Raw genomic sequence first — 15,525 nt, 5'->3', positions numbered from 1 at the left:
CTGTCTCATATCAAACATCGTGCCAACGTGATATCCGGGCGCTAGTGCCCGGTAAAGCCTCTGTTGCGCGGCTTATTACAAGTCGAGCTTGTGCGGAGCACTGCCGCGCGACCACAATGGCGGTTAATTACTGCCACTTCTGACAGCGTCATGACAATCGATCCCCGCCCGCTTCCTGAACTCATCTCCTTTCTGGAAACGCTGCCCGAGCCCCATATCCTTTGCGATCGTGAGTACCGCATCATTGCGGCCAATACCGCCTATCGCAGTGCGAACGCGGGCGGGCGCAGCGTGATCGGTCGCACCTGCTACGAGGTCTCGCATCACTACAGCGTCCCATGCGACCGTGCAGGTGAATCCTGCCCGCTGGCGCGCAGCCTGCAATCGGGCCAGCGCGAGCGGGTGCTGCATCTGCATCACACCCCGCGTGGCGAGGAGTACGTGAATATCGAACTTTCGCCGGTGCGCGATGAAGCGGGCGAGATCGGTTGGTTCATTGAGAAGATGGAGCCGATGCAGGTGGCCCGCGGCGTGGCCGATCACCGCGCCATGATCGGCCGCGCACCCGCGTTCCAGCGCATGCTTGAATTGGTCTCCCGCGTTGCGCCGTCCGAGGCCAGCGTGCTGCTCCAGGGAGAGTCAGGTACGGGTAAGGAACTGGTGGCCACGGCGGTGCATGAAGCGAGTCGCCGTGCGGACCATCCCTTCGTCGTGGTCGATTGTTCGGGCTTGCCCGAGACGCTGTTCGAGAGCGAAGTGTTTGGTCATGAGCGTGGTGCCTTCACGGGGGCCGTAGCACGCAAGGCCGGCTTGGTGGAGGCAGCGAGCGGAGGCACCCTGTTCCTCGACGAGGTGGGTGATATTCCACTCAGCATGCAGGTGAAGCTGCTGCGGCTCCTGGAAACAGGCACTTACCGTCGGGTCGGCTCCACCGAACTGCGTCGTGCCGATATCCGCCTCGTCTCGGCGACGCATCGGCCCCTGCAACAAATGATCATCGATGGCAGTTTCCGGCAGGATCTCTACTTTCGTATCAACACCTTTCCGATCCGCGTGCCGCCCTTGCGCGAGCGCGCTGAAGACCTGCCTTTGCTTGTAGAGGCGCTGCTTGATCGGGTTGCGCCCCGCCGTGGCTTGAGTCTGTCCTCGGGGGCCATGCGCGTGCTGTCTGCTTATGCCTTTCCTGGGAATATTCGCGAGCTTCGAAACGTCCTCGAGCGCGCCAGCCTGATGTGTGATGGTGATGTGATCGGCCCGGAGCATCTGGCGGAAGAGGTGACCATTAATGACAACACGGGCGGCACTCGGCTGGATGGAGCGGTGGGCCGGGCCGCCATGGACGCCCGCGAGGCGCTATCGAACGGAGACGGTGTGGTCGACCTTGACGAACTGCAGCGTCAGGCCCTGCTGCGCGCCGTGCGTAGCCATACCGGAAGCCGGCGTGAGCTGGCGCGTAAGCTGGGGCTTAGCGAGCGGACCTTGTACCGGCGCTTGCAGGCGCTTGGTGTGCACGTCCCAAGGACTGAGTGAAGGCGTTCGCGGTGATTGCTTGGTTGAGCGCGGGTGAAGTTGGCATGTCGTTTGCTCTAGTTTCTTCTCCAACCAGTTCATGCCCACTCGCGTGTCGCCCTCCGCGCCACGCACGAACACCCTCATTATGAAGAAGGTGACAACCATCCCGATCAGAGACCAATCAACTTGGGCTAAGACCTTTCGCCGTCTTGTGGGCGCGGTCCTATTCGCTTGCGTAGCCGGCGGGGCCTTGATGGCCTTTCGTGGCGAAACCGTCACGGTTGTTGAGGTGCGCCAGGGGGAGTTGCGCCAGTCGGTGGTGGCTAGCGGGCGCGTGCGCACGCCCCTGCGCATCGAGATGTCGGCGCAGATTGCCGGGCGCGTGACGGAGGTCGGAGTGCGCGAAGGCGATGCCGTTCAGCCAGGCCAGACCCTGATCCGCCTCGACGAGCGTGAGTGGGAGGCGACCGTTAATCAGGCGCGTGCTGCGGTCGTGCAGGCCGAATCCAGGCTGCGTCAGCTCCAGGAGTTGGGGCTGCCAGTTGCCGAGCAGGCACTGCGGCAGGCCGAAGCCAATGCGGTGCAGGCGACACGCAACTATCAGCGGGTCAGCGAACTCGTCACCCGCGGCTTTTACAGCCAGGCGCAACTCGACGATGCGCTGCGCGCGCGCGAGGTTGCCGACAGTCAGTTGCGCAGCAACCGCCTGCAACTGGCCAGCCAGCAGGCGGGGGGCAGCGAGAGTGAGTTGGCGAGAAGCAGCCTTGAGCAAGCGCGTGCCGCACTGGCGGTCGCCGAGGCGAGGCTGGGCTATGCCACGCTGCGTGCGCCGGTCTCGGGCACCGTTTTGACGAGAACCGTGGAGCCCGGGGACACCGTGCAGCCGGCCCGGGCATTACTGACGATCGCTCCGCTGGGCGAGACGGAGCTCACCGTACAGATCGACGAGAAGAACCTCGGCCTGCTCAAACTGGGCCAGCTCGCGCTGGCCTCGGCCGATGCCTACCCGGGCGAGCACTTTGCTGCCGAACTCATCTACATCGCACCCTCGGTGGATGCGTTGCGGGGCTCGGTTGAAGTGCGCCTGCGCGTGCCCGAGCCGCCGCCTTACCTGAAGCACGAAATGACCGTATCGATCGACATTGAGACGGCTCGCAGGGAGCAGACGCTCATCGTTCCTTCAGAGGTCGTGCGAGGACTTGACGAGGGGCACCCCTGGGTAATGGTGGTAAGAGATGGGCGCACACAACGCCAGGCGGTGCGCCTCGGGCTGCGCGGCACGGGCAGCGTGGAGATCCTTGAGGGCGTCTCACAGAGCGATACGCTGTTGCCATCGACAGACGACAAGCCGGAGGGCCGTGCAGTTCGGACGCGTGCCGCATCATGAAGTCCTGGCTGCCTTTTGAGTGGATTGCTGCCTTGCGCTTTCTGCGCGAGGGCCGAATGCAGTCGCTGCTGATTGTCGTAGGTGTGGGCGTGGGGGTCGCTGTGATCGTATTCATGTCGGCTTTGCTGTCGGGGCTGCAGGCCAATCTCGTGCGCCGCACATTGAGCTCACAGGCCCATGTCGTGCTTTTGCCCGCTGAAGAGGTCGCACGCCCCCAAGGCACGACGGGGGAAGAGGCAATCCGCCTGCAAAAACAGGCGCAGCGCCTGCGCTCCATCGACCAGTGGCAGCAGATTCGCGACCGGTTACATGACTGGCAGGAAATCGCGGCGGTGTCGCCGGTGGCCTCTGGGCCGGCCTTTGTCGTGCGCGGGGACGCGAACAAGGCGATCACCTTGATCGGTATCGACCCCGCGCACTACAACCGGGTCATCTCGCTTAGCGATCGCCTTACCGCAGGCCAGTTGCGGGTCGGCGCGGGCGAGGCGGTCATCGGCATTGAGCTGGCCAAGGACCTCGGCGCCGACGTCGGTGACAAGCTGCGTATTAGCAGTGCAGGCAGCGCGGCGGAGACCCTGACCATCACCGGGCTGTTCGATTTGGGTAACAAGGGTGTCAATGCACGCAATGTGTATGTTGGACTGCGCACCGGACAGACGCTGCTTGACTTGGTCGGCGGCGTGTCCAGTATCGAACTGGCCTTGTACGACCTTGACGAGGCCGAGCGCGTTGCCCAACGCATTGCAGCACAAACCGGTTTGATCGCCGATAGTTGGATTCGCACCAATGCCCAGTTCGTTACCGCGCTGACCTCGCAGCGGGTGTCGAGTAACGTGATCCGGTTCTTTGTCGGCCTGTCGGTTGCCTTCGGCATCGCCAGCGTACTGGTCGTGTCGGTCATCCAGCGCAGCAGGGAGATCGGGATCTTGCGTGCGATGGGAGCCACCCAGGCACAGATGCGGCGCATCTTTCTGTTGCAAGGCGGAATTGTCGGGTTTTGTGGGTCCTTGCTGGGCTCGGGCTTGGCCTGGAGCTTCTTACTGATGTGGCAACTGATGGCGCGTAATCCCGATGGCACGCCGCTCTTCGTGATCGCGTTCGAGCCGCTCCTTGTCGGGGTTGCCGCCGGTGGCGCCAGCCTGGTCGGCATCCTCGCAGCACTGCTTCCGGCTCGTCGCGCGGCCAGCCTAGACCCAGTGGTGGCAATCCGTGGCTGAGCCCGTCCTGCACCTTGAGGGGATTCGCAAGGCCTACGGCAGCGGCGATACCGAGTACGAGGTATTACATGGCATCGATCTGCGCCTCGAGCGTGGTGAGTTCGCAGCGCTCATCGGCCCGTCCGGTTCAGGTAAGAGCACGCTGCTCAACCTGATCGGCTTGCTCGACCGCCCCACTGCGGGTCGCCTGGTGATCGACGGTGAGGAGACCTCTGCGCTGGATGATACCGGCCTGACGCGCTTGCGCGGGCAGCGCATCGGTTTCGTGTTCCAGCACCATCACCTGATACCCGCTTTCACCGCCGAAGAAAACGTTGCCATGCCGCAGTTGGTCGCGCTTGGTTGGCCGAATGCGGCCATGTTTGCACGGGCAGGGGCGTTGCTCGCACGGGTGGGGTTGGCGGAGCGCAGGCAGCAGCTTGCCAATCGGCTATCCGGGGGGCAACAGCAGCGCGTCGCCATTGCCCGCGCACTGATGATGGCGCCCTCGCTGGTCCTGGCCGATGAGCCCACCGGCAACCTCGACACGCACTCGGCAGACGAGGTCTTTGCACTGCTGCGCGAGGTCAATGAGCAGCTGGGGACGAGCTTTCTGATCGTGACCCACGATCCGCGTCTCGCCAAGCGTTGTGATCGCGTCATCGAGCTTATCGACGGGACAGTCGTCGCCGATCGTCCGAACGCACTGCGATAGGTCATCGCCATTACGCAGCACCGACACCTTCTTGCTTCGAAACTGCCAATCATGCCAATTCTGCGCCAGAAGAAACTCAAAATGGCAGGCCGTCCCTTAGTCCTGCGAGGCGCGTGAGCCTCGTGTTGCCTCGAAAGCCATCAGCGACGCATGGTGAATGCTGTGAGCTGGTTATGGCGCGAGAATTGCTTCGGGTCCGCGAGCCGGACTGCGTTGCAGCATATCGAAGCAGCTAACGCGTCCGGGCTAAAAGCGAGCCGCGGACTGATAAGACGAACTTCAGTCGTCGGCCGTCTTTGCTGTCGTTAGGGAGAACCATGTCGTGCATTTCCAGGCGATCGAAGGTCGTGACACAGGGCTGATTGGTTACCTGCTGAGTGATCCGGACGAACGCGTCTCCGTCATCGTCGATCCGCCGCGGTCGTGTGTCGATGTGGTTCTCGCTCTGCTCGCGGAACACCGTTTCCGCCTGCTTCGGGTATTGCGTACACACGTCCATGAGGACGACAGGGATGATTGCACAAGGCTGTGTGTGTGCACGGGCGCCTTGCTTTCGCCTCACGTCAATGATGCTGAGACCATGCAGATTGTTTTCGGGGGAGAGGTGCTTCGACCTATGGCGACGCCGGGTCATACCCCACGCTGTGTCAGTTACCTGTGGCGTGATCGTCTTCTATGCGGTGATCTTTTTAACTTTGGCTCATGTATCTCAGCCGAGCACCAAGCCGATCTTGGGCGCCTCTTCGATAGTCTTACGCGGCGCGTCTTCACTTTACCGGATTCGACACTCGTTTTTCCCGCGCATCCGGTACGTGGTCGACATGTTGCGACGCTGGCGGAACTTCGACAGAGGTATGCATCGATCCTAAGCCGTGGAAGGGAGGCGTTCATGACCGAGACGGCCCAGCGTCATGGGGCGCGTGCGCGCCCGCCGGGTTTTCAGAAGCTCCCGTAAGACCTTGACGACAGCAGATTGAACCTGGTGGTGTGTATAGAATGAAAGATGATTCTTCTCAACTTGGGAGGCTGCGATGAAGACGCGACTACACGGCTTTGCTAGATCGCTTATCGTCATCGCGACGGTGGCTTTCGGATCCGTTGCCATGGCCGCCACCGGCACAGCAGACCACACCAAGTTCAAGGAACTGCAGGGCCCCTTCACGAGTGGCGAGGAAGTGACCGCTGCCTGTCTTGCCTGCCACACCGAGGCCGCCAAGCAGGTGATGGCGACGCGGCACTGGACTTGGGAATACGTAAATCCGGATACCGGCCAGAAGCTGGGCAAGAAAACCATGCTTAACGGCTTCTGCATCGGCGACCGCTCCAACGAACCTTTCTGCCAGTCCTGTCACATCGGTTACGGCTGGAAGGACGCGAGCTTCGACTTCAAGGACGAGAAGAAGGTCGACTGTCTTGCCTGTCACAACACAGGCGAATACCGGAAGTTGGCTGGCTTTGCCGGACATCCGCCTTATGAACGCACGGAGTTCCCGGCCAAGTCGGGCAAGTTCGTCGAGGCCGTCAATCTGGCAAAGGTTGCGCAAAACGTAGGCGCGACGTCGCGCCAGACCTGCGGCGCGTGTCACTACTATGGTGGGGGCGGCGATGGCGTGAAGCATGGCGATCTCGACTCTTCGCTCAACAAGCCGTCGAAGGAGCTCGACGTGCACATGGCAGTGGACGGACTGAACTTCACTTGTGCGAGTTGCCACAAGACCGACCAGCACAAGGTGGCCGGCAGCCGTATCAGCATGACCGGCGCCGATCCGCATGGCGCGATCATTCGCGGCGAGAAGACCGACCGTAACCCGGCGACGTGCCAGGCTTGCCATGGCGAGCGTCCGCACAAGGGCGGCTTCGCCCACGCCGAGCGGCTCAATGACCATACGCGCACGCTGGCCTGTCAGACGTGCCACATCCCCGAATTCGCGCGCGGTGGCGTACCAACCAAGATGGGATGGGACTGGTCGACCGCCGGCAAGCTGACACCCGAAGGCAAGCCCTTCCAGAACAAGGACGAGAAGGGCCACGTCATCTACGACAGCAAGAAGGGCGACTTCGTCCTCGGCGAGAGCGTCACGCCTGACTACCTGTGGTTCGACGGCAAGGTCAGCTACACGCAGCCCGACACCAGGATCGATCCCTCCAAGCGGGTCGAGGTCAACAGTTTCCACGGTACGCCGGGTGCGGCGGATGCGCGGATCTGGCCGGTCAAGACCTTCCACGGCAAGCAACCTTACGACACCGAACACCTGACGCTGCTGGTGCCCCACACGGCCGTGCCGGACGACACCGCATTCTGGTTCAACTTCGACTGGGCCAAGGCCCTGAAGGCCGGCGCGGAAGCGACCGGTCAGCCCTACAGCGGCAAGTTCGATTTCGTCGAAACCTCGATGCTATGGCCGATCACGCACATGGTGGCGCCGAAGGAGAAGGCGCTCGAGTGCGCCCAATGCCATGCCGACAACGGCCGCCTAGCAGGCGTGCCGGGCGTGTGGATGCCCGGTCGCGACCGCTCTGGCCTGCTCGACAGGCTGGGTTTCGGGCTGGCAGGTCTGATTCTGCTGGGCGTCGCGGGGCATGGCGGCCTGCGCTTCCTGACGCGCAACAAGCACGCCCACCGCAAGGAGCACTGAGATGAACGAGCGCCTCTACCTCTTCACCCGCTTCGAGCGCTTCTGGCACTGGGCGCAGGCGGGGCTGATCATCACGCTGCTGTTTACCGGCTTTGCGATCCACGGCAGCCATGGGCTGGTGGGGTTCCGGAAGGCGGTAGAGATCCACGAGATTGCCGCATGGCTGCTGATCGCACTCTGGATCCTGGCGATCTTCTGGCACTTCACCACCGGGCAATGGAAGCACTACATCCCGACCGTCAGTAACATCGACCGTATGGTGCGCTACTACGCCTATGGGATTTTCATCGGTGCGCCACACCCCTACAAGGTGACGCAGGAGCGCAAGCACAACCCACTGCAACGTCTCGCCTACCTAGGGGTGAAGCTGTTCATCAACCCGCTGGTGTGGATCAGCGGCCTGGTGTACCTGTTCTGGGGCTCCCTGCAGGGCAGCCTGCCCGCCGGCTTGGGCTTGCAGCAGGTTGCCACGGCGCACACGGTGGGCGCATTCCTGATGCTCGCCTTCCTGATCGTACATGTGTATCTGGCGACGGCCGGGCATACGCCGCTGGCCCACATCAAGGCGATGATCACCGGCTGGGAAGATGTGCACTAGGCCGAAAATGGGGTGTCTGCAGGCAAGAAATCAGCCGATTAACGAAGGGTCAGCCCTTAGTCGGTGGATCTCTGCGGGGCTGACCCGAGCACCGTGAACGCTTCGGCCTGGGTCATGAAGATGCGGCCCGACAGCCACACCGTCACCCCGGCCCGGTCCAGGCGGTCACGCACCGGACCTTTCAGTTCCGAGAAATGCAGCTGCAGGCCTTTGGCGCGCAGCTCGCGGTCGAGCTGCATCAGGACCTCGAGGCCGGTGAGGTCGATGCCGTTGACCCCGCTCATCATCAGCACCACGTGGCGCAGGTTCGGGCGGCGCGCCAGGGCTGACGACAGGGTCTCGGAGATCCAGCGTGAGTTGGTGAACACCAGACTCTCATCGACCCGGATCGACAAGACCTCCGGCAGCGTCTCCACCTCGAAGCGATTGACGTTGCGGAACACGTCGGTGCCGGCCAGGCGCCCGACTTCGGTCCAGTGGGGGCGGGCGGTGCGCTGCAGCAGTAGGCCGACGGCACCGACCACACCGGCGAGCAAGGCCTCCTTCACCCCCACCGTCAGCGTCAGCGCCGCCACCATCAGCATCAGGGCGAACTCGGTGCGCGAGTAGCGCCACGCCAGCACGAAGGGCGTAAAATCCACCAGCGACAGCACGGCGATGACGATGGTCGCGGCGAGTACGGCGCGCGGCAGGTAGTGCAGCACGTCACCCAGCAGCGCGATCGCCACCGCCAGGAAGAGCGCGGTCCATACGCCGGCCATGCGCGTGCGCGCGCCAGCGTCGAAGTTGACGATGCTGCGCGCGAAACCGCCGGTGACCGGCATGCCGCCGGACACGCTGGCCGCGGCGTTGGCCGCTGCCAGTCCGAAGAGTTCGCGCCGGGGCGACACCCTCTCGCCGCGGCGTGCGCCGAGGGCCTCGGCCACGGCGAGGCTCTCGACATACGCCACCAGTCCCAGCAGTACGGCCGGTGCAAGCAGCTCACGCCACACCGGCAAGGGCGCCGTCCACGGCATCGGGAAAGCCAGGCCCTCGCCAAGGCGGATGCCTCCGGACAGGGCGACGCCCTCATTCAGTTGCGGGAAGCCGGCGACCCAGGCGATCGACGCTGCGACCACGACGATGGGCGCGGTACGCGCCAGCAGCTGTGCGGTCCGGGGCCTGACGCCCAGTGCTTGCAGCACAGCGCTGCCGTGCCGGCGCAAGGCCCACAGCATCGCGAGCGCCAGCACGCCGATGAGTGCGGTGGTCCCATGGGGCAGCGGATGACTGGCGCCGGCGAGCGACTGCCACAGTGCGAGCACCGTGCTACCGCCGGCCTGCACCCCCAGCAGTGCGGGGAACTGGCCGATCGCAATCACCAGTGAGGCTCCGGTGATGAAACCGTGCAGCACCGGGGCGCCGAGCAGCGCCGCCAGCGTCTCGAGGCGGAACAGTGCGGCGACGAGGAACACCACCGCCATCTCCAGCGCCAGCACCAGCGCAGCCAGGTGCGGCGTGACCTGATGCGAGGCGGCGACGCCGCCGACCGCCTGCGCCGTCATCATCGCCAGCACCGCGACCGGCCCCACGGCCAGGCTGCTGCTGGAGCCAAAGGCGGCGTAGGCGACGATCGGCAGCAGGCTCGCCATCACGCCCACCACCGGCGGCAGGCCGGCGAGCATGGCGTAGGCCAGACTCTGCGGCACCAGCAGGATGGTGACGATCGCCGCCGCGATCAGGTCGTCGCCCAGTACGCTGCGTCGATAGTCGTGCCAGCGTGTGAGCAGGGTGCGGGAGGTCGCGGCAGTCGTTGCGGGCATCGGGTAGCGGGCCTACAACAGGTCGATCGGGATCTTCAGATAGTGCACGCCGTTGTCCTCGGCCGGTGGCAGGTTGCCGGCACGCACATTGACCTGGATCGCCGGCAGGATCAGCGTCGGCATGGCCAGCGTGCGATCGCGTGCGGTGCGCATGGCGACGAAGTCGGCCTCGGTTACGCCGTCATGGACGTGGATGTTCTTCGCCCGCTGCTCGGCCACGGTGGTTTCCCACACCGGGGCGCGGTCGTCGGGCGGATAGTCGTGGCACAGGTGCAGGCGCGTCTCGGGCGGCAGCGACAGCACCTTGCGGATCGAGCGGAACAGCGTGGCCGCATCGCCGCCGGGGAAGTCGCAGCGCGCGGTGCCGTAGTCCGGCATGAACAGGGTGTCGCCGACGAAGGCGTCCTGCCCGACGATGTAGGTCAGGCATGCCGGCGTATGACCGGGGGTGTGCATCACCTCGACGTCCAGCCCGCCAATGCGGAAGCGCTCGCCGTCCTCGAACAGGTGGTCGAACTCGGCGCCATGGGTGTTCATGTCCTTGGCGTTGAAGATGTCCTTGAACACGCCCTGCACCTGACGGATATGCGCGCCGATGGCGATCCTGCCGCCAAGCTGCTGCTTGAGGTAGAGCGCGGCCGAAAGGTGGTCCGCGTGGGCGTGAGTCTCGAGCAGCCAGTCGACGTGCAGTCCGGCGTCACGCACGAAGGCGATGACGACGTCGGCCGAGGCGCGCGAGGTGCGTCCCGACTTGGGCTCGTAGTCGAGCACGCTGTCGATGATCGCGGCGCGTGCTGTCGCAGGGTCGGACACCACGTGAGTGACGGTGTTGGTGGCGGCGTCGAAGAAGGACCGGATGTCTGCCTGTGGCATTGGAAAGCTCCTCATGTCGGTTCGTGGCTGAGTGGGCCCTCACTCGGGCACGCAGATCTGGCCGCGGCTGGCGGCCCGTAGGGTCTTGAAGGCCAGCAGCGCGACGACGCCGCTCAGCACCGCGAGCATCAGCCAGGACAGCCCTGCATAGAAGGCCTGGCCGCTGCGCGCACTCATCTCGAAGGTGGCGATCGTCATGGCCGCCAGCGGGAAGGAATAGGCCCACGCCGAGATGAAGAAGGGCAGGCGGAAGAAGCGCACCGCATTGCTCGCCAGCAGCAGGGTCAGGAACAGCGCGGTGAAGTAGAGCACGCGGGCGAAGGCGTCGACCTGGCCGGTGAGTGCGACATAGGCCAGGAAGCCGACCGAGGGCGGGGCGATCAGGATGAAGAGCGTGGGGGTCAGGCGCGCGGGCAGCGGCTCGTGGAAGAACAGCCGGTACAGCACGATCGTCATCAGCACCAGCCAGAACACCAGCCCGATGCTGAAGAAGAACCAGCTGATGTCCGCCGGGGCGAAGCGCACGCCGGCGATTGGCACGATGATGTTGCCCACCACCGGGATGAACCAGGCCGGGTTGGCGTGCTTGATGTCGTAGTGGGTGTGGTGGATCCAGCTGCTCATGGCGAACAGCGTGAACATGAGATGCACGGCGGCGCCGATGCCCCACATCCATTGTGCGACGGCCGGGGCGTCCTGCGCCCAGCTGATCGACAGCAGCAGCAGGCCGATGGAGATGGCGGGGAAGAAATTGAGCCGCACCGGATGGGCGCGATCGGCCTTCACCGCCCCGGGGTGTCGCAGCAGCTTGGCTCCGTACATCGCCAGCAGGAACAGGTACAGCGCACTCGCCAGCCAGCGCAGCGCGACGCCGACCTCGACCGGCACGCCGCCGGTGTGATGGGCCTTGAGCCAGGCAATGGTGAGGCCCGCCATGCCCATCACGGTGGAGAACAGGGCGACCGGGAAATGCGCGAGCCGTCCGCCATGCGCATCGTGCGCAGCGGCGGGCCTGGTGGAGGAGGCGGGGGCGTTCATCGTTCTTCCTTGCAGGGCTGTCAGTAACGGAGGTCGATGCTGATCCGGGCGGTGCCCGCACCGGCAGCTACTTCGAAGGCACTGTCCGCGAACGCGGGCGGGCCGGACACGGTGGGATTGTTCGAGAGGCCGTAGCCTTCGGTCGGGAACATGCCGAAGCGGCGATTGAGTTCGCCGTTACCGTCCTCGTCGTGATAGACCATGATCGCGTAGCGACCGGGCGGCAGCGCACCGAAGCTCACCGTCACCGTACCGGCGCTGGCCGGCACCTGCTGTATGGCGACGGCCTGCGCTTCCTTGCGGAAGGTTTTCGGGTCGGAATACAGCCCCACGCGCAGGCTTCCGCGATCATGCTGGATTCCAGCCAGACTGACTTCAAGTGCGGACTCTTGCGCCAACACCGTGGTGGCGGTTGTGGCAGAGAGGAGGAACACGAGCAGATGAGAGCTCATGGCGTGGGACTCCCGTTGATGATTAAGTGCGATAAATCGTCAGAAGCCAATGACCTTGCGGTTCGGCTCCAGCAGGGCGGCGCCCATGTCGGCCGGCTTGGCCGGCTTGATGCCGTCCTTGAGGTCTTCGGGCTTCTTGCCGCTGTTGGGCAGGTAGAGCGCGCACACCGAGGCGGTGGCGCCCTTCTTCAGCGCGCCGTCGAGTAGTTGCGCTGGTGTCACGTTGTTGGGTTTGAGCGCTGCGCCGCCGGCATCCTTGAGTGCGAGGTCGCCGGCGTGGTCACACAGCAGGATGTCGACCTGTGCGCCCTGTTCCTGCATCTGGTTGGCCAGCACCATGGCCATGCCCTGGGTCATCGGGCTCTGGGCATTGAGGACGACGGTGACGGCGGGCCTGTCGGCGAGCGCGGCGGTGGGACCGAAGGCGATGGCGAGGGCAACGAGGGCTTTCTTCATGGCAATGCTCCTGTGGAATGAGTGATGTGTCGATGAATCAGGTCTGCAATTCCGGATAGGCCTGGCGCAGCTTGTGATCGGCGAGAAATGCGCCCAAGGGCAGGAGGGCACCGAGGAGCAGTAAAAGCGCGAGGCCGGGGCGGAGGATTCTGCGTGCGAGCGCGCTCAGCGTTGCAGTCGCAAGGGACAGGAACAGAGCCCCGTGCAAGGGTCCCAGCAGCTTCACGCCAAGTGGCTGGTCGAGCATGTACTTGACCGGCACGGCGACGAACACCAGGGCGAGCAGTGCGATGCCGTCCGAAAAGGCGAGCCAGTAGAGGATCTTGCGGTGGGACATGCTAGGCGACTCAACGTCAGAGGTGCTCGACGGGCTTAAGCCCGATCGGGTAGGGGTTGAGGGGCGGCAACTGCGCGGCGATGTCCTGCAGCGCTGTCTGCAGCATCTCCTCGACTACGGGGTGGTAGAAGGGCAAGGCCAGCAGATCGTGCGCCGTCTCGCCGCGCTGTATGGCCCAGGCAAGCAGATGGGCGAGATGTTCACCACCTGTCGCGACCATCGCGGCGCCGAGCAGTCGGCCATCGGTCGCGTCGGCATAGACGCGCAGCAGGCTGTCGGTGGCGCCGAGGATGCGGGCGCGTCCGTTCTTGTCGCCGCTGCCGGTGCCGACCACGACCCCGTAGGTGGGCAGGGCGTCGAAGCGCATGCCGACCGCGGCGATGTCCGGGTCGGAGAAGGCGATGCCGAGTGGCACCTTGCGCCAGAAGCGGGTGGGGGCTTCGCGGGCAGCGTTGTAGCCGGCAATCGCGCCTTCGTCGGCAGCCTCATGCATTAGCGGCCGGTCTGCATTGGCGTCGCCGGCGATGAAGACCGGCAACTCGCCAACCTGCATGGTTGTCGGGTCGAAGCGCGGGGTGCCGCGTTCGTCGAGCGGGAAGCCGGCGGCTTCCAGGCCCAGGCTGTCGACGTTGGGGCGCCGGCCGAGGGCGGCGAGCAGCAGTTCGACTTCGGCCTTCCGTCCGTCCGCGTGCATGACAATGCCGGATGTGCTGCGCTCGAGCCGGGTCTGCGTGCCCAGCCAGAGTTCGATCTCCTGGCCAAAACGTTCGCGTGCGCGCTGGCCGAGTGCAGGATCGACGATGCCGCCGACGTTCGGCGCGAGGTCTGCCCCGACCACGCGGATGCCGAGGCGGGACAGCGCGAGCCCCATCTCGAGCCCGATGGCACCGAGTCCGAGAATACCGATGCTGCGCGGAAGCGCATCGAGTTCGAAGAGTGCGTCGGTCGAGATCACGCGATCGCGCACGTCGTCCAGCCAGCCGGGCATGACCGGGCGCGAACCGGTGGCGATGACGACGGCACGGGCGCGCACGCGCTGCAGGCCGGCAGGCGACGAGACCTCGATGAGCGTGGGTTCTAGAAAGTGCGCCGTGCCTTCGATGAGTTTGTCGCCGGCGGCGGCCCGCGCCTTGCTGGCACCGCTGCTGGCGAAGAAGTCGCGTTGTTCGCGCAGCCCCGCCCAAGTCGCGGCAAGGTCGATGGACAGGGCCTCGACGCCGCTTGCGCCGATCCCGGCCATGGCTTTGCGTGTCGCCCACTCCGCACCGGCATGCAGTGCGACCTTCGAGGGCATGCAGCCCACCCGGGCGCAGGTGGTGCCAAGCGGGCCGCGGTCGATCAGCAGGAAGTCGCGCCCGGCACGACGCACCTCACGCAGCGCATAGAGCCCGGCGCTGCCCGCGCCGATGATAGCGACATCGGTCTGGATTTCGTTGGTCATACGATTTCTGTCTCATACCGGCATGGATGCCCTGCAGCGGGCCAGGCTCGCTGCAGGGCGGGGCGGTTTACAGCGACTTGGTGGAGAAGTACCAATCGACCGTGTTGTAACCCTCGGAGGCGCGCTTGTCGGCTGCCTCGGCGGTCTTCGGCGGGGAGACGATCACGTCCTTTCCCGGGCACCAGTTCTCGGGCGTGGCGACGCCGTGCGTGTCCGAGGTCTGCAGCGCCTGCAGCAGGCGGACGAACTCGTCGATGCTGCGGCCGTTGCTCATCGGGTAATACACCATGGCGCGCAGGATGCCATTGGGGTCGATGAAGAAGGTCGCGCGCACGGCCTGGGTGTCGGCGGCACCCGGATGGACCATGCCATAGGCGCGGGCGACGTCCATCTTGATGTCCTCGATGATCGGGAACGGGATGTCGACGCCGAATTTCTCCTTGATGTTGCGTGTCCAGGCCAGGTGCGAGAACAGGCTGTCGATCGACAGGCCGAGCAGGTCGCAATTCATCTCGGCGAACTTGGGTGCTGCATTGGCGAAACCGATGAACTCGGTGGTGCACACGGGGGTGAAGTCTGCAGGATGCGAGAACAGGATCAGCCACTTGCCGCGATAGTCCTCGAGCGAACGTTCACCATGCGTGGTGCGGACGCTGAAGGCAGGGGCTGGTTCGTTCAGGCGGGGGAAGCTGAATTGCTGTGCGGTTTCCATGATCGTGCTCCTAGGGTGAGGGAGGTGTCTTTCGACGGTTAAACATTAGAGAATACTAATATTTAAGGCAACATTATTTGAGAAATAAGGTCAATAGCGAAATATCATCAAGGCTTGGATAAGCTCTGCTGCGTCTTATCAAGACATACGCAATCGGCGTGCCAACTCTGTCGAAATGGCCTTGCTGTTGAAACGTCAGCGCTGGGGCCACAATCGTGACAAACCGCAGAGGCGGGTTTGTGCCATGCACTGCCGTCAGTGGCAGTGCATGTTGTGTGTATGGCGCATCAGCAGCCTATTGAGCACCCCCAATTCGGAAGGCATCAAACGATGCGATGCGCCCCCTCTAGGACGTCTCATCGCGCTCGCC

General features: G+C 64.4%; 14 protein-coding genes. 6 read left to right on the top strand and 8 right to left on the bottom strand.

All coding sequences use genetic code 11. The features are described from left to right. Positions 1-150: 150 nt before the first annotated feature. The 6 genes from CKCBHOJB_RS10405 to CKCBHOJB_RS10380 all read left to right on the top strand — a co-directional run bounded on the left by CKCBHOJB_RS10405 (position 151) and on the right by CKCBHOJB_RS10380 (position 8,044). Positions 151-1,530: a sigma-54-dependent Fis family transcriptional regulator gene (locus CKCBHOJB_RS10405; protein WP_281048608.1), complete on the top strand. Its 1,380-nt coding sequence runs from the start codon at positions 151-153 to the stop codon at positions 1,528-1,530. Positions 1,531-1,765: 235 nt separating this feature from the next. After that, positions 1,766-2,899, top strand: coding sequence for an efflux RND transporter periplasmic adaptor subunit (locus CKCBHOJB_RS10400; RefSeq protein WP_038012283.1), 1,134 nt, complete (start codon positions 1,766-1,768; stop codon positions 2,897-2,899). Continuing rightward, the gene (locus CKCBHOJB_RS10395) at positions 2,896-4,116 is read left to right on the top strand and encodes an ABC transporter permease (protein WP_004291418.1); all 1,221 of its coding nucleotides are present in this window, start codon (positions 2,896-2,898) and stop codon (positions 4,114-4,116) included. The genes CKCBHOJB_RS10400 and CKCBHOJB_RS10395 overlap by 4 nt, the downstream gene beginning before the upstream one ends. Continuing rightward, the gene (locus tag CKCBHOJB_RS10390) at positions 4,109-4,810 is read left to right on the top strand and encodes an ABC transporter ATP-binding protein (protein WP_281048607.1); all 702 of its coding nucleotides are present in this window, start codon (positions 4,109-4,111) and stop codon (positions 4,808-4,810) included. Before CKCBHOJB_RS10395 ends, CKCBHOJB_RS10390 begins: the two co-directional genes overlap by 8 nt. A gap of 1,031 nt (positions 4,811-5,841) precedes the next feature. After that, positions 5,842-7,446 carry a tetrathionate reductase family octaheme c-type cytochrome gene (locus tag CKCBHOJB_RS10385; protein ID WP_281048606.1) on the top strand — a complete coding sequence of 535 codons (1,605 nt, stop codon included), beginning with the start codon at positions 5,842-5,844 and terminating at the stop codon, positions 7,444-7,446. 1 nt (position 7,447) lies between these two features. Then, positions 7,448-8,044 (top strand): cytochrome b/b6 domain-containing protein, encoded by a 597-nt coding sequence (locus tag CKCBHOJB_RS10380; protein WP_004291414.1) that lies wholly within the window; start codon positions 7,448-7,450, stop codon positions 8,042-8,044. 56 nt (positions 8,045-8,100) lie between these two features. Here CKCBHOJB_RS10380 and CKCBHOJB_RS10375 read toward each other — a convergent pair whose 3' ends face one another. The 8 genes from CKCBHOJB_RS10375 to CKCBHOJB_RS10340 form a co-directional block, all read right to left on the bottom strand. Then, positions 8,101-9,846 carry a SulP family inorganic anion transporter gene (locus CKCBHOJB_RS10375; protein WP_281048605.1) on the bottom strand — a complete coding sequence of 582 codons (1,746 nt, stop codon included), beginning with the start codon at positions 9,844-9,846 and terminating at the stop codon, positions 8,101-8,103. Positions 9,847-9,858: 12 nt separating this feature from the next. After that, positions 9,859-10,719 (bottom strand): MBL fold metallo-hydrolase, encoded by an 861-nt coding sequence (locus tag CKCBHOJB_RS10370; protein WP_281048604.1) that lies wholly within the window; start codon positions 10,717-10,719, stop codon positions 9,859-9,861. Positions 10,720-10,758: 39 nt separating this feature from the next. Next, positions 10,759-11,757 (bottom strand): SLAC1 anion channel family protein, encoded by a 999-nt coding sequence (locus CKCBHOJB_RS10365; RefSeq protein ID WP_281048603.1) that lies wholly within the window; start codon positions 11,755-11,757, stop codon positions 10,759-10,761. Positions 11,758-11,777: 20 nt separating this feature from the next. Continuing rightward, positions 11,778-12,209 carry a DUF2141 domain-containing protein gene (locus CKCBHOJB_RS10360; RefSeq protein WP_281048602.1) on the bottom strand — a complete coding sequence of 144 codons (432 nt, stop codon included), beginning with the start codon at positions 12,207-12,209 and terminating at the stop codon, positions 11,778-11,780. Positions 12,210-12,248: 39 nt separating this feature from the next. Beyond that, entirely contained in the window at positions 12,249-12,665 is a 417-nt protein-coding gene (locus tag CKCBHOJB_RS10355; protein WP_281048601.1) for a hypothetical protein, read from the bottom strand. Between the two features lie 37 nt (positions 12,666-12,702). After that, on the bottom strand, positions 12,703-13,002 hold the full coding sequence (locus tag CKCBHOJB_RS10350; protein ID WP_281048600.1) for a DUF3817 domain-containing protein: 300 nt from the start codon (positions 13,000-13,002) through the stop codon (positions 12,703-12,705). Between the two features lie 16 nt (positions 13,003-13,018). Then, positions 13,019-14,443 (bottom strand): dihydrolipoyl dehydrogenase, encoded by a 1,425-nt coding sequence (locus CKCBHOJB_RS10345; protein WP_281048599.1) that lies wholly within the window; start codon positions 14,441-14,443, stop codon positions 13,019-13,021. Between the two features lie 67 nt (positions 14,444-14,510). Then, positions 14,511-15,155: a peroxiredoxin gene (locus tag CKCBHOJB_RS10340; protein WP_004291406.1), complete on the bottom strand. Its 645-nt coding sequence runs from the start codon at positions 15,153-15,155 to the stop codon at positions 14,511-14,513. Positions 15,156-15,525: the final 370 nt, after the last annotated feature.

It is taken from the genome of Thauera sp. GDN1, assembly GCF_029223545.1.
Lineage (GTDB): Bacteria > Pseudomonadota > Gammaproteobacteria > Burkholderiales > Rhodocyclaceae > Thauera.
The sequence above is the reverse complement of the archived record's forward strand: the minus strand, read 5'-3'. Positions and strand labels throughout refer to the sequence as shown.